A 13,558-nucleotide genomic window follows, 5' to 3' on the forward strand; every position below is an offset into this window, starting at 1 on the left:
CAGGGACGAGATGTTGTGTCGTCTCTTCGGTGGAGGTGCCGGATGCCGTCGGTGATGAGGTTGTTGGAGGCGCGTGAACGTGCCGCTCGGCAGCCGCGGCTACAGCTACCGCGCAGACGGCGCCCTCACCTCGATCGACGAAGCCCTCGCGGGCCCGCGCACCTTCACCCTGGACACAGGAGCCCGGGTCACCTCCGTCGAAGCCACCAACTGGTCGGAGCGCTACGCCTACGACGAAGCCGGCAACCAGACATCTGCCTCCTGGCCGACCCGCCACCCAGGCGCCGAGTCCCAAGGCGAGCGCTCGTACCAGGGCACCCGCATCACCCGCGCCGGCTCGATCCGCTACGAACACGACACCCTCGGCCGAACCGTCCTCCGCCAGAAAACCCGGCTCTCCCGCAAGCCGGACACCTGGCACTACACATGGGACGCGGAAGACCGCATGTCCGGGGTCGCCACCCCCGACGGCACCCACTGGCGCTACCGCTACGACGCCCTGTCCCGCCGCACGGCCAAACAACGCCTCACACCCACCGGCGAGGTGGTGGAAGAAACCCTCTTCACCTGGGACGGCACCACTCTCTGCGAGGAGTCCGCCGGCCCGGTCACCCTCACCTGGACCCACAACGGCCTGCACCCCCTGACCCAGGCGGAGCACGTCCTCGGCACCACCGACGACCGCTTCTTCGCCATCGTCACCGACCTCATCGGCACTCCACGCGAACTGGTAGACGAATCAGGCGACATCGCCTGGCGCGCCCGCTCCACCCTCTGGGGCTCCACCACCTGGACCCGCAACGCCACCGCCTACACCCCCCTCCGATTCCCGGGCCAGTACTTTGACCCCGAGTCGGGCCTCCACCACAACTACTTCCGCACATACGACCCCGAAACAGCCCGCTACCTCACCCCGGACCCCCTGGGCCTGGCCCCAGCTCCCAACCCGGCGACATACGTCCACAACCCTCATACGTGGTCCGACCCGCTCGGCTTGGCCCCCAAGGGCTGTCCTGAGCTCCGCCCCGGGTACACCTCTCAACCTGCATTCGACGACCCGTATAACCCAGACGTCGTCGACAGGCGCCTCAACGACATGCGGGACGCGTACGGCATCCCCAGAGAAGCCGCACCGCCTGCCCCACCGTCAAATATGATCGGAGCAAACGGAACCAGGATATTCAGCTCAACCCTCTGGGAGCACGGGCCTTTCCGAATCGATGTGGAGAACCCCGACCCAGGAGGGAGGATGGGCCAACTGCATTTCCAGGACGTAAGAAATCCGGAGGCAAAGTACCAATTTAATTTCGAAACCGGCGAATTCAGCGACCTGCCGCGGTCAATTCACCGATCAGTGAAGGACGTTCCCGGATATTTGGCAGGCATCAAGAAGGGACTGCGTTATCTTGGAGAGGACTGAACCATGGAGATGAACCGCGCCATGGCGCGCCTACTGAGTCGGATCAACCTGGAGGACATCACACCGGACGAAGTGCCGTCGGGGTTCATCCGGGTCGCAGAGGCCGGCTGGGAGATCCGTCCCAGCGGTGCACACGTTTTGTCGGCACTCAAGTCCTCACCAGCCGGACCATTCACAGACGTAGTCCACGAGGAATATTCGGTAAACGGCCGCGGAATGATGGATTACGACCTCCCAGCTTTCGGCCCCGAGAGGGAATCAAAGCTACTGAGGCGCTGCGTGGCATACGCAATTAGCTGCTTGCAGCATGCGAACGAGTTGCACTCAGCGGTGGAAATCTCGGCGTACATCTCACTCTCATACGGCGGACTCAACGACGACCACCTCACGGCAAACGTCACCTTCTGCGGAAACCATCCAGGCGTGAGGCCATATGCGGCCGACCTGGAGGACTTCGCAATTGAGTCCATTCTCAAATTTCAGCACCCCGGTGAACCACCTTGGAGTTTCAAGAGAAGCGTTTGAAACATGCCCGGCTTACGGCAGGGCCAGAAGTACTGCGGGCGGCAGCGGGTCTGCGGGGCAGCAGACCCGCTCGGCGTTTCGAGGGTCATCCAAGCGCTCACGGCGTTCGCGGACGGACGTCCGCTGCCGCCGCCGTTCAACGACGTGGACCGGAATGAGGGAGACCCGCGCTCCGAACCTGCCGTCGGCGCTTCGCCGGTGGTGACTTGACCGCGGAGCCCGGGGACTGGGCTCACGAGCGACAAGACACTCGAACTGACCCTCGGGCGAACCGACCCCTCCACCTGTCCCCCCGGGGTCTGCCCCTTGTGGTCATCCCCGCGAATGCGGAAGAGCAATCGGCGACTCTGTCCTCGCCGGGCAGCTAGGCGAGTTCATCCCTGCAAGCGCAGGAAGCGGGCGAAGCCAAAGTGGCCCACGCCGATCCGCCGAGCATCCCCTCCCCTCGTGCGCGGGGAGCAGCCGTAGGCAGCCATCTGGAGGGCGACATCCGGAGGGTCATCCCCGCATATGCGGGAAGCAGAGCGTACTCGGCACGCCCGTGCCTACGTGCAGAGGGGCATCCCCGCGGACGTGGGAAGCAGTCTTCCTGAACCGGGACTTTAGGCGGGCCGAGGTGCGTTCGTGAGTGCTTTCGCCGAATGCGGTGACCGCCGTGGCTACCGCCCGACCGCAACCTACACGGCACGTACGCACCGACCGGGGGGTACGGCGACCGACATCCTTACCGCACAACGACCTGCTCCGCTCCATCGGGCCGCCATAGGGTGCCCGTAGAGATCATCGAGGACGGGGGTACGCGCATGGGCGGAGCAGGAGACGAGCGTCGGCGGCGCAGTGGGGTCGTGGGGTATTGGCGGGCGGTCGAGTTGTTCAGTCCGCAGAAGGTGCCGGCCCTGTCCGCGCGGGAGCGCGTGTACACCGTCGCGCTGGACCGGCCCCTGCCCTGGGAGGCCGGGCACCCCCTGAGGTCCGTTCCCCTGGAGCCGGGGTACGGCTGGCAGCACGTCGTCTACGGCGGTACGTACGCCCTCCGCGCCGTACGCGACACCCTGCTCCGCGTCTTCGGGGAGAGCGAGGAGGACCACGACGGCCGGATGGACGGCGAAAGCGCGCTGTTCGCGTTGACCGTCACGGACGAGGGTCGGCTGCTGCTGGACTCCCCCGTCTTCTCCTCCTGCGCCTGGGCCACCGGCCGGGCCGTCGCTCCCGGCCCCGGCAGCGGTGGTTGGCTCGACGGGTTCGAGGAGGAGGCCGAAACCTGGACCGCACGGGCCGGTGAACTCGGTGAACTCGGTGAGCTCGGCAAGTCAGCCGACCCTGGCGGGGAGCTCGGACCCGACGGCGAGGACGACGAGGCCTCCCCCGTCGGGACCGGAACGGTCAGTGCCAAGCATCTGCTGGAGTTCACCGGAGAGCTGGCCGACGCCTGGGGTGTGGCGGTCGCGCTGGCGCCGGCCGAGGTGCGCGTGTGCAGCGTGCCCGTACGGCTGGACCGGGCCGGCGACGGCGCCGACCAGCAGGACTTCCTCAACAGCTTCATCGCCGCCGACCTGGACCGGGTGGCCCGCGAGCTCGCCGCGCGCGATCCCGGCCCGGGGCTCGCCGCGTACCTCACCCCCGAGGCCGCCTTCGACGCGTCGCGCCGGGTCGATGTACGCGCGCACCCTTCCTTCGCGCTCTCCGGAGTCGCGCCGGCCCGGACCCCGCTCGGCCGCTGGCCCGCCGACGCCGCGCACCCGCTCGCGCTCAGCCAGCAGTTCGCGGTCAACGCCATCCACACCGAGTTGGCCCCCGCCTCCGGGATCTTCGCCGTCAACGGTCCGCCCGGCACGGGCAAGACCACGATGCTCCGCGACTGCTTCGCCGCGGCCGTCGTCGAGCGGGCCCGCCGCCTCGCCGCGCTCCGGCTGCCCTCGCAGGCCTTCGTCGAGCAGGCCCCGTACGTCTGGAAGAGCGGGGACTACACCCGTAGGGTCACGCCGCTGCGCCCGGAATTCACCGGCTTCGAGATGGTGGTCGCCTCGGCCAACAACGGCGCCGTGGAGAACATCTCCACCGAGATCCCCGCCCGCGCCGCACTCGGCACGCAGTGGCGCGCAGACGCCGACTACTTCGCCGAACAGGCCACCCGCCTGCTCAAGGGCCAGGCCGCGTGGGGCTCGGTCGCCGCCCGCCTGGGAAACAAGAGGAACCGCCTGGAGTTCGTGAACCGCTTCTGGCACGGCAAGTACCGCCGGACCGACGCGGGCGGCGAGGCCGCTGCCGCACCGCCCCTTCCCGCACAGGCCGCCGGCACCCGGCAGACCCGTAACGCCTGGATCGACAGCGGCCGCGGCCTGGCCCATCTGCTGCGGGAGTGGCGCGATACCCCGCAGAGCGGCGTATGGCGCGACGCCAAGCAGCGGTTCGAGGCGGCGCTGGCCGAGGCCGAGCGGCTGAGCGCGGAGCGGGCGGCGGCCGCCGAAGCGTTCACCGTGCTGCCACTGGCACACGAGGCCGTGCGCCAGGGCCGGGCACGCGAGGAGCGGGAGGCGGCGGAGCTGGCGCGCGTACGGGAGACCCTGCCGCCCGCCGAGGGTGCACTGGAACAGGCCCTGCACGCCTTGGCACAGGCCGAGCACGCACACCAGGCGCACCTGGTCCGGCGCCCCGGTTTCACGGTCAGCCTCTTCACGCTGGGCCGCGCGGCCCGCTCCTGGCACGCGGAGGAGGCCGAGGCCGCGGGCCTGGTCGCCGTCGCGCGTCGGGCGCGCGACGCGGCGCAGGCTCAGCGGGACGGCGTACGGAGCGCGGTGGGCGCGGCCGCGGACCGCCTGAGCAAGCGGCGCAAGGCACTGGAGGCGGCGGTCGCCGCCGCCGAGGAGGCCGGGCGGACGGTCGCAGAGGCCCGCGGCCGCTGGGAGGAGTTCGTACCGCAGGAATCGTGGCTGACGGACGATCAGGCACGCGAACTGGCTGCGCCGTGGTCCGACCCCGAGGTCACGCAGGCCCGTACGGAGGTGTTCCTCGCGGGGCTCGAACTCCACCGGGCCTTCCTGCGGTGCACCGCCCGGACGATGTACGCCAACCTGATGGCAGCGATGGACGCGGTCACCGGGGCGGTACCGAGGTCCGTACCCGAGGCGCACCTGCGGGCGGCCTGGCAGAGCCTGTTCCTGGTGGTCCCCGTCGTGTCGACGACCTTCGCCTCGCTGGACCGGGTCTTCGGACGGCTCGGCCCGGAGGCGCTGGGCTGGCTGTTCGTCGACGAGGCCGGACAGGCGACCCCGCAGATGGCGGTGGGCGGTATGTGGCGGGCGCAGAGGACGGTGGTCGTCGGCGACCCGCTGCAGCTGGAGCCCGTGGCGGTCCTCCCGTGGACGGCGCAGCGGGCACTGCGTGAGGACTTCGGCGCCGCGGAGGAATGGGCGCCCGGGCGGACGTCGGTGCAGCAACTCGCCGACCGCGCGAACCGCTACGGGACCGTGCTGCCGGCCGAACTCCCCGACGGCCGGCACGAGGTGTGGGTCGGCTCGCCCCTACGGGTGCACCGGCGGTGCGACGACCCGATGTTCTCCGTCAGCAACGCCATCGCATACGACGGCCTGATGGTGCAGGGCATCGGCGCGGGCGACCGTGAACCGTACGCCTACCGGCCGGCCAGCAGCTGGGTGGACGTGGCCTCCACACAGGCGGACGGGCACTGGATCCCCGAGGAGGGGCGCGCTCTGCGGCGCGTGCTGGAACGGCTGCGCGACGAGGGTGGTGTGGACCTGGCCGAGGACGTGTTCGTGATCAGTCCCTTCAGGCAGGTCGTGGCCGGTGCGAAACGCGCGTGCCGGGACCTGCTGCCGGCCGAGCGGGTCGGTACGGTGCACACCACGCAGGGCAAGGAGGCGGACGTCGTCATCCTGGTCCTGGGCACAGACCCACGCCGCCCGGGCGCCCGCGCCTGGGCGGCGTCCCGCCCGAACCTCCTCAACGTCGCCGTCAGCCGCGCCAAGCGCCGCCTGTTCGTCATCGGCAACCGCGAGTCATGGCGCGACCAGCGGTTCTTCACGACGCTGGCGAATTCCCTTCCGGCCCATACGTGGACCCCGCCTGGGCACGACCCGGCCATGCCCAGGCCGACGCACCCGGGGCCACGCACGGGGTGAGCCCCGCGTGCGCGGGGAGCAGGCTTTCCGGCCTGGGACTCTAGCCGGGTTGGAGACTATTTTCGAGCACTTGCATCGAATCCGGCTTCCAGACAAACCCCGCATAGCCAAGACGAGGCATGCCTGTATCTGCAGAAGCCGCCCTGCCGGCCTGCGGAGAGGCATGTAGCCAGCCCTCAGAGCCACCCCGCGTGAGTGCGTCTGCTGACCTTCACTCACTAGAACAGGTTCCATGCGGTCGCGGACCCGGTGCGTGTAAGACTCAGCGGTCATCTCGCCCAGGCAGAAGGGTCGCTCCCCATGTCGGACACACCATCGAAGCCGGTCCGCTTCGACACGGTGCTGGAGGGCCTGGCGCAGAACCCCGCTCTACCGCACGAGTTCGTACGCCGTCTGTTCCCGCACCGCAAGGGCATGGGCACAGTCGCGAAGCGCCCGGACCGCAACGATGGCGTGATCGCCGAGATCATCGCCATCGACAATCACTGGCTCACACACTCACTCGCCCTCAACCGCAGCCTCCCGCCCGCCTTCCAGATGACGCTCGCAGAACATCCGGACCCGGGTATACGCGCGGCCGTCGCGAGCAGGGCGGGCGCCGCCACACCGCGAGAGGTGTACGAGCGTCTGGTGGACGACACCGACATACGAGTACGCGAGTACTTGGCCCAGAACGACCACACGCCGACCGACCTGCTCAGCAGACTCGCCTACGACCCCGACCCCAAGATCCGGGTGACCCTTGCCGAGTGGTGGACACAGGCCCCGGAGCCGGTGCGTCGGATTCTCCTCACCGACCCGGACAAGACCGTACGCGCGGCAGCCTGTGCCACCTACTTCCGAGGGCTCCCCCACCCCATCCCGCCGGCCGACCTGGTTCCCGCGCTGCTGGCCGACCCGGTCACGCGCGCAGGCGCAGTCCGCCACTGCACGCTGGACTCCGCCACCGCCCATCGGCTGGCTGCCGACCCGGACGACGACGTACGCACGGAACTGGCGGAACACCCCGACCTGCCACCCTCGCTGCGCGACGTCCTCGCCGACGACCCCAGCGCGCGGGTCGCCCTCGGGATATTCGCCCGCGAGAACACCCCCGAGCCGATCCGTGCCGCGATCCACGCGCGGATCATCTCCGACGCGCCCTCGTTCGACTGGCTCTCCGACGCCGATGCCATGGACGATGTCAAGGTCGAGCGGGCCATCATGCACGACTTCGCCCGCATGGAGCTTCGGACACTGAGCCTGCCGTGGGTAACCGCCGACCCCTTGCTGCACGTAGACTCGCCCTACGCCTGCTTCCGCATTTCGGCTGCGATCTCCGGCTCCCTACCGACGCCGGTCGTGGCCCGGCTCCTCGCCGACGAGGACAGCGGCGTCCGCACGGCGATGGCACGGATGGCCCGCGACGAGATCGACCAGGCCACCGCCGTACACATCGACCGCACCTACCGTCCCGTCAAAAGGACCCGCTGGCGTCCGGCCGACGACCTCCCGCTCACCGCGGACACCCTGCGGCGCCTGGCCACCGACCCCGACCCCAGGATGAGACAGTTGGCCCCACGCGACCCCGACCTGCCGATCGAGCATGCACGCAGGGAAAGGCCGCTGGCGGCGGCGACGTCGAACTCGGTCATCGTGGGGCGTCTCTGAGGGATCATCGTTCTCTCTCCTGATGGTTCGGCTCCACCCTGCCCTACATCCGTGGGGTGTCGCGGCAGAGCAGTCATAGGGGTCCGGCCCGGTGTTCCCGCGGTGTCTCCGCTGCCCCGCGACCGGGGGGGGCGGGCTGGGTGCGCACCTGGGTGCAGTTAGTCGGGCCGGGTGGCGCCCGGTACGGGGGCTGTGGTCCTGGTGCGTGACGGGGCAGCGGCCCAAGGCAGTCGTCGCGTCCCTCCGCAACCGGGGCCCGGCCGACCGGGCCGCTGCGTGCGTACGGGCGCTGTTCAGCGAGCCGAGTGGCGCTTGGCGGCCGGCTGGAACTTCTTGGTGCGCGATCCGCTGCGGGCCTGGGTCGACCGTCGCGTCCCGCCGCTTCGTGACAGATGGTCGGTGGGTAGGGGCTGTGTTGCCATTTGGGGTCATCTCGGCTGCGGCGGGGGTCGCCGCAGCCGATGGCGGCCGGGTCAGTCCTGAGCCCGCTCGATGATCTCCCTGAGTCTGATGGCTCTTCTTGAAGGGCTTGCCCATCTCCTTCTCGGCCTGGGCGTACTCAGCGAAGAGGGCGGGGTTGAGCTGGGCCGAGCGGATCAGATCCTCAGTCTTCGCTAGCGGGCAGGCACGGCAGCTGAGGCGTCGCATTCCCATGTCGTAGGCCGGGTGCCGCACGATCCCGTGGTCCTGGTGAAGCTGCCATAGCTCGTCGGTGGTGAGGTGGTGGATCGGGAGCCACGTCGTCACCCGCCGGAGAGTGCCCCTCCCTGTCATGCGGTGCAGCTCGATGACCGGCTTCTTCGCACGTGCGGAAGATTCCTCGGCCCACATGCCCGTCGCGTATCCGGCACGGTAGGGACGGCCAAGGTTCAACTGGGCGCCGGTCTCGTCGGCGAAGTCGCGGCCGACGGCCGTCTTGAGGTCCGAGGTGCTTCTCTGCACTTCACTCTCATGGGTGAACGGGGCTATGTGGCTCGTCAATGGGCCTCCGAGATAGACGGGGTGGGGTCAGGGATGGGCACAGCGCCGACGACTGCCCGGTGAGTTGTCGGGCGTCGGTAAGATCAGCGCTCTCATTGGGGGTGCGATGCGAACATCAGGGCGGGCCGGCGACGGGCAGAAGTACGCGCTGACCTCGGACGAGGACGACAGTGACTTCTGGGGCTTTACTCACGAGGCCGAGGGGCTCTTCACGCCTCTGCCGGATGAGGAGGGCGCACGCCGAGTGCACCTCGAAGGGTGTCTCCCGCAGGGTGGCCTACTGAAGAGCCTCGATCATGTCGGTAGTCGTCGCACCATGGCGGGGAACGCATGGCTCGCCCTTCTCGACGGCGACGGTGCCACCATGGGGTCCTACTTCGTCAACGAGGTCACCGTCGTCGACGCCAAGCCTTCCACCCTTGGAACCGGCCTCGTCGACGTCACAGTGACGCTGTGGTGCGAGAACGCCCTGCCCGGAGCGGAACGAGCGTGGGAGCTGGTCCGCACGGGTCAACTGGACCGCACCGGCATGTGGCACGAACTCGCACCCGAGGATCGACACGCGTGGCTGTCGGTAGCCCTGTGGTCCCAGGAGTACCAACGCCAGGGGAAATCCGATGCGCCTGCAGGCCAGGTGTTCGCCTTGGACGGCCGGCACATGGTCGACGAAGACAGCTTCTACTGTGCAATCGGTGAGGCCATCAACGGACCCGGCGGATACTTCGGCTGGAACCTTGACGCTCTGGACGACTGCCTTTGCGGCGGGTGGGGCGCCACTGCTCCATTCACCTTGCACTGGGATTCCTCGGCCGAGGCTCGGGAACGGTTGGTAGAGCGCGTGCCCGCCGGTGACCGCGAGCTTGTGCTGTTCGACCTCCTCCTGGAGATCTTCGAGGAACGGGGCGTGAACGTCATCCTTCGGTGACGGCTGGTCGCTTCCAGGCATTGGTCCTGGGAGGGTCATTCGGACTCCTGGGGACGGCGGCGTGCGGGGGTGCCGAGGTGGACAGCCGGTCGCTGGGTTCGGCGTTGGGTCTCGTCGCGCTTCGCGCGGAGGAAAGTGAGGGTGAGGTCGATGCCCTCGATCTCACCGATCCAGCCTTCGGCCTCGGCCCGCGTCTTGCGTTGCAGGAGATCGGCTTCGAGCTCGGAGAGCCGGGCGAGCATCTTGGGATTGACGTGGAGCATCGGGCAGCGGATGCAGGCTTCTCTGAACTTCCTGTCGCCTACCTGTCCGCCCGGCGGCCCTGGGCGCCGACATGTCAGTGGGCTCTGGCAGCATCACGGCCATGACCGACATAGATGACCTCGTGCGACGCGTTGCCACCCGGGCCGCATCGGACAGCAAGGACCTTCCCGCGCCTGTCGACAATGCCCAGATTGCGGCGGCCAAGAGGCAACTGGGCTTCGCGCTGCATCCCCTACTTGTGCGCCTGTATCGCGAGGTTGCTGACGGTGGCTTCGGCCCTGACTACCGGCTGCTGCCACTGCTTGGTCCGGGCTCCAGCGTCGTTGGCGAATACCTGACGCGACGTGAGGCGTCGGTTGGAGTAGAGCACCCGGAGTGGCCCGAAGGCGTCGTACCGATCCTGACCTGGGGCTGTGGTATGTATGCAGGCGTTGATTGTCTCAGTGAGGACGGTCAGGTCCTGCTCTTCGAGCCGAACCCGTATAGCGGCGGATCGTGGGATGAGTGTTGGTTCCTCGACTCCGCCAGCCTCGCAGCGTGGCTGGAGACATGGCTCGCGGGGACGGGCTGGTTCGAGGAGGACGCCTTCGACGGGGGCGACGTGGTCGAGCCTCAGCCATGGGAGCAGGCCGCGGGTCGGCTGTCGTCTGGCGCATAGCGAAACGGCAACGCTTCGTCCCGTTTGTTCAGGCGCCGTCGTCCCGGGCATGCTCACGGTTCCGTTCGGAGTGTGGGCATCGCGAGGGTGACCAAAGCACTGGCTGCGCGTCTGGTGATCTGCGCGAGTTTGTCTTCCGCTCCGGCCAGGCTGACACGGACCCCTTCAACCTCTCCCAGCCAGCCTTCTCGCTCGACCTCGGCCATGCGGGCAATGAGGTTGTCGCGGATCTCCTCCAACCGGCCGAGCTGGGCCGGGTCTGGCCGCAGGAGCGAGCAACGAACGCAAGCATGTTCATGGACACAAGGGCTTGAAAAGGCGCGAGCGCAGGTGCCGATGGAGACCTTCCGCTTCTCGAAGTGCGCGAGGAATGCGTCCCATTCCTCCTCAGTGGGGGTTCGATACTCTTCGCTGGGCCGGGTCGCCCTGCGGCGGGCGATGAAGGCGCGATGGGCCTCGATGGTCTCGGCCGGGTAGATCGCCTTGTAGCCCATCGTCGTGTCAAGGCTCCGATGCCCGCAGATCACTTGGGCGATGTGCGGTGGCAGGCCGTTCATGATGGCGTCTGTCACGAAGATCCTGCGGAAGTCGTATGGGAAGAAGACGAGCGGTTCGCCGCCGGCATCGGTCAGGCAGGTGACGGCCAGCGCGTTGATCAGAAGCTTGCGGAGCGCGGTCGGGGTGAAAGCGCGGTGTTCGGTGCCGATGTCGCGCTGGAACAGCAGCGGCATCGGCGGGTTCCAGACTCGCTCGTGGACGTCGTAGGAGGCCACCAGCGGGATCGCGCCGTTGCCTCCTCGCAGGCGGCGGATGATGGTGGAGAGGACGTCCGCCAGTTCCTGGCTGACCAGCAGGAGCCGTTCGCTGTCGGTCTGGCACGGTGCGACCTGCAGCAGGGGCACGACTTCGCCTGTGCTGGGGAGCCGGTACTCGGTGATGCTGTGGTGCGTCAGCTCCAGGAGCTCCTCGTTGCGGATGCCGGTCAGGCGCAGAACCTCGATCGCGGCGAAGGCCCAGAAGGCTTCGGTCTCCTCGAAGGTGAGGCTCCGCCGCCGCCCGGTCGAGGTCTCCTCGGCCCAGGTCAGGTGCCATGCGGTCTTGGGCGCGACGGCTCTGCGCAAGGTTCCGGCGGTGTCGGGGATCAGATCTCCGGGCCGGGTGTGTTCGGCGGCAGCCAGTAGTTCGGCTGCGGTGCGTCGCCTGCGGTCGACGGTCTCGATCAGCACCGGCGGGAGGGGAAGCCGTTCGCGGGTGCGCTGGTCCATCCGGGCCTTGCGGTGTGTGCGGTCCTTGGCCTTGCTGATCTCCTCATCGCTGATCGGGCAGGGCACTACCCACGGCGCCCAGCGGCCCGGCTCTTCCGCAGCCCAATGGGCGATGTCCAGATAGATGTCCGCGACACCGCGTCCAGGCTGGTATAGTCCAACGCGGGCTGCCGTTCGCGCAGATAGTCCACGATCAGGTCGCGGACCGCGCGGCACCGGATCGGATAGCGATCCACGAGTTCTTCAATGCTCAGTCGGCCGACGGCAAGCCCGAACGCCCGGATCGTGGCCGGAGCGTCATCAGGGAAGACACCCAAGGCTTGCAGCCGAAGGTAGAAATCGACTTTGCGCTGACCGCCGCGGACATGGACGCGGCGCAAGGTGTCGACCAGCTCCACGCAGTCCCCGACGGTGATGCTCGCGATCGACCCGCCTTTGCAGGTCAGGAGCATCGCGATCCGGGTCGCCGCCATGGTGGCCTCGCCTCGGGCACTGGCCGGCCCGGACTCGGCCAGCTGAGCCAGCCTGGTGAACCCCTCGGGGTCGCGGACCTCGGCCATGACCGGGGCCAGGTGCTTGTGGGTGCGGGTGAGCATCCAGGCCAGGTCAACACGCTCATACGACGGCGACGGCCCACTCTGGCGCAAGAAGCGCAGCGGGAGATCTGTTCAGTCCGCGCCAGGGATCCCCTCGGCGCGGCTGGTCTTCCAACGCTGCTGCCAGGTCTCCCCTGGGAGGCTGGACAGCCAGCGCAGAAGTTTTGCGACCCCGCGCCGTCGCCCGGCCCGGGTGGCGTTGGCCGCTGGCAAGAACGGTGGCGACGTGAGCCGCCGCAGTACCTCATCCGCCGACTGCGCTGTCGCCGGCCACTGCGCCTCCGCGGAGCGAGGCGGGAATAGTTCCCGCAGTACGTTGTTCCGTGCCCGGGCCTGCTCGGCTGTTGCATTCGCGGTCTGCAGCTGCCGGCGCGTCAAAAGCTTCGTGGTGATGGTCAGGAAGATCGCCCGAAGAGTACGTCCATGGCTTCCGGGTCGTAGCCGGGTGCCGGAGGCGGCGGCACCGGCTCGGCATGTCGGTCTGCCTGCCGGGCGTGGTGGGCCCTCGGCCACGACCTCGTCCTGGCGCAGCGCGAGGTAGATCTCGGTCGTGGTCAGATGCGCGTGTCCGAGGACCCACTGCACGTCGGTCAGCGTCAGTGCCGGGTCGCGGACCATGCGGGCGGCGGCGCTGTGCCGAAGGTCGTGAAGGGTCCAGTCCGTGCCGATGGTGGCGTTTACCCGCTCTAACATGCAATGGGCGCCGTGGTAGGTCAGCGGCTGAAAAAATGGACGCCGCAGCGTCCACCGCACTGGCTGTGTCCGGCCTCGCGACACCAGCCCGTGCAGATCCTGCTGGTAGAGCCGCAGCCATACGAACGCATCTGCCGAGGCAGGCACCTGCTGCCGTGCTCGGGAGCCTTTCCGCACAACGCTGATCAGCTGCTGTCCCGGGTCGACGTCGCACTGCCGGACGCCGATCAGCTCCGAGGCCCGGACTCCGCTGGAGATCCAAAAGGCGATCACGGCCCTGTCCCGGTTCGACGGCAGCGCCGCGAACAGCGTGTTGAACCACTCGTTGTCGGCGTACAACCTCGGCTGGCCCTGGCAAGATTTTCGTGAAGCTGGGGTGTGCCACCGTGCGCCGGTGACGCTCCGTCATTCATGGGGGGACTGTCGTCGAGTGTGATGACCT

9 protein-coding genes and 2 pseudogenes are annotated in these 13,558 nt (G+C 68.4%); 6 read left to right on the top strand and 5 right to left on the bottom strand.

Annotation, left to right across the window (positions count from 1 at the left end):
• Positions 1-85 precede the first annotated feature (85 nt).
• From ACIGFK_RS34320 to ACIGFK_RS34335, 4 genes and pseudogenes are all read left to right on the top strand, one after another.
• Positions 86-1,420, top strand: a pseudogene (locus tag ACIGFK_RS34320) (RHS repeat domain-containing protein); the annotation flags it as partial.
• Between the two features lie 3 nt (positions 1,421-1,423).
• Positions 1,424-1,945 (top strand): hypothetical protein, encoded by a 522-nt coding sequence (locus ACIGFK_RS34325; protein WP_400054987.1) that lies wholly within the window; start codon positions 1,424-1,426, stop codon positions 1,943-1,945.
• Between the two features lie 803 nt (positions 1,946-2,748).
• On the top strand, positions 2,749-6,084 hold the full coding sequence (locus ACIGFK_RS34330) for a DEAD/DEAH box helicase (RefSeq protein WP_400054989.1): 3,336 nt from the start codon (positions 2,749-2,751) through the stop codon (positions 6,082-6,084).
• Positions 6,085-6,384: 300 nt separating this feature from the next.
• Positions 6,385-7,734 (top strand): hypothetical protein, encoded by a 1,350-nt coding sequence (locus tag ACIGFK_RS34335; protein WP_400054991.1) that lies wholly within the window; start codon positions 6,385-6,387, stop codon positions 7,732-7,734.
• 627 nt (positions 7,735-8,361) lie between these two features.
• On the opposite strand, the pseudogene ACIGFK_RS34340 reads toward ACIGFK_RS34335, so the two are convergent.
• Positions 8,362-8,565 (bottom strand): annotated as a pseudogene (locus ACIGFK_RS34340) (phosphoadenosine phosphosulfate reductase family protein); the annotation flags it as partial.
• A 256-nt stretch (positions 8,566-8,821) separates the two neighbouring features.
• Between ACIGFK_RS34340 and ACIGFK_RS34345 the strand changes: the two are divergent.
• Positions 8,822-9,640 (top strand): barstar family protein, encoded by an 819-nt coding sequence (locus ACIGFK_RS34345; protein WP_376660562.1) that lies wholly within the window; start codon positions 8,822-8,824, stop codon positions 9,638-9,640.
• A 35-nt stretch (positions 9,641-9,675) separates the two neighbouring features.
• Here ACIGFK_RS34345 and ACIGFK_RS34350 read toward each other — a convergent pair whose 3' ends face one another.
• Entirely contained in the window at positions 9,676-9,903 is a 228-nt protein-coding gene (locus ACIGFK_RS34350; RefSeq protein ID WP_376660561.1) for a recombinase, read from the bottom strand.
• Positions 9,904-10,004: 101 nt separating this feature from the next.
• On the opposite strand from ACIGFK_RS34350, the gene ACIGFK_RS34355 reads away from it, so the two are divergent.
• Positions 10,005-10,562: an SMI1/KNR4 family protein gene (locus ACIGFK_RS34355; protein ID WP_400054994.1), complete on the top strand. Its 558-nt coding sequence runs from the start codon at positions 10,005-10,007 to the stop codon at positions 10,560-10,562.
• A 53-nt stretch (positions 10,563-10,615) separates the two neighbouring features.
• On the opposite strand, the gene ACIGFK_RS34360 is transcribed toward ACIGFK_RS34355, so the two are convergent.
• From ACIGFK_RS34360 to ACIGFK_RS34370, 3 genes are all read right to left on the bottom strand, one after another.
• Positions 10,616-11,893, bottom strand: a complete 1,278-nt coding sequence (locus tag ACIGFK_RS34360) for a site-specific integrase (RefSeq protein WP_400054995.1) — start codon at positions 11,891-11,893, stop codon at positions 10,616-10,618.
• On the bottom strand, positions 11,893-12,423 hold the full coding sequence (locus ACIGFK_RS34365; RefSeq protein WP_400054996.1) for a hypothetical protein: 531 nt from the start codon (positions 12,421-12,423) through the stop codon (positions 11,893-11,895). The genes ACIGFK_RS34360 and ACIGFK_RS34365 overlap by 1 nt, the downstream gene beginning before the upstream one ends.
• 72 nt (positions 12,424-12,495) lie before the next feature.
• Positions 12,496-13,455 carry a tyrosine-type recombinase/integrase gene (locus ACIGFK_RS34370; RefSeq protein WP_400054998.1) on the bottom strand — a complete coding sequence of 320 codons (960 nt, stop codon included), beginning with the start codon at positions 13,453-13,455 and terminating at the stop codon, positions 12,496-12,498.
• Positions 13,456-13,558 lie beyond the last annotated feature (103 nt).

It is taken from the genome of Streptomyces sp. NPDC085524, assembly GCF_044541755.1.
In the GTDB taxonomy this organism is placed as follows: Bacteria; Actinomycetota; Actinomycetes; order Streptomycetales; family Streptomycetaceae; genus Streptomyces.

Coding starts and splice junctions, on each gene's coding strand:
- ACIGFK_RS34325 (WP_400054987.1), top strand. CDS start 1,424: ATGGAGATGAACCGCGCCATGGCGCGCCTACTGAGTCGGATCAACCTG.
- ACIGFK_RS34330 (WP_400054989.1), top strand. CDS start 2,749: ATGGGCGGAGCAGGAGACGAGCGTCGGCGGCGCAGTGGGGTCGTGGGG.
- ACIGFK_RS34335 (WP_400054991.1), top strand. CDS start 6,385: ATGTCGGACACACCATCGAAGCCGGTCCGCTTCGACACGGTGCTGGAG.
- ACIGFK_RS34345 (WP_376660562.1), top strand. CDS start 8,822: ATGCGAACATCAGGGCGGGCCGGCGACGGGCAGAAGTACGCGCTGACC.
- ACIGFK_RS34350 (WP_376660561.1), bottom strand. CDS start 9,903: ATGCTCCACGTCAATCCCAAGATGCTCGCCCGGCTCTCCGAGCTCGAA.
- ACIGFK_RS34355 (WP_400054994.1), top strand. CDS start 10,005: ATGACCGACATAGATGACCTCGTGCGACGCGTTGCCACCCGGGCCGCA.
- ACIGFK_RS34365 (WP_400054996.1), bottom strand. CDS start 12,423: ATGCTCACCCGCACCCACAAGCACCTGGCCCCGGTCATGGCCGAGGTC.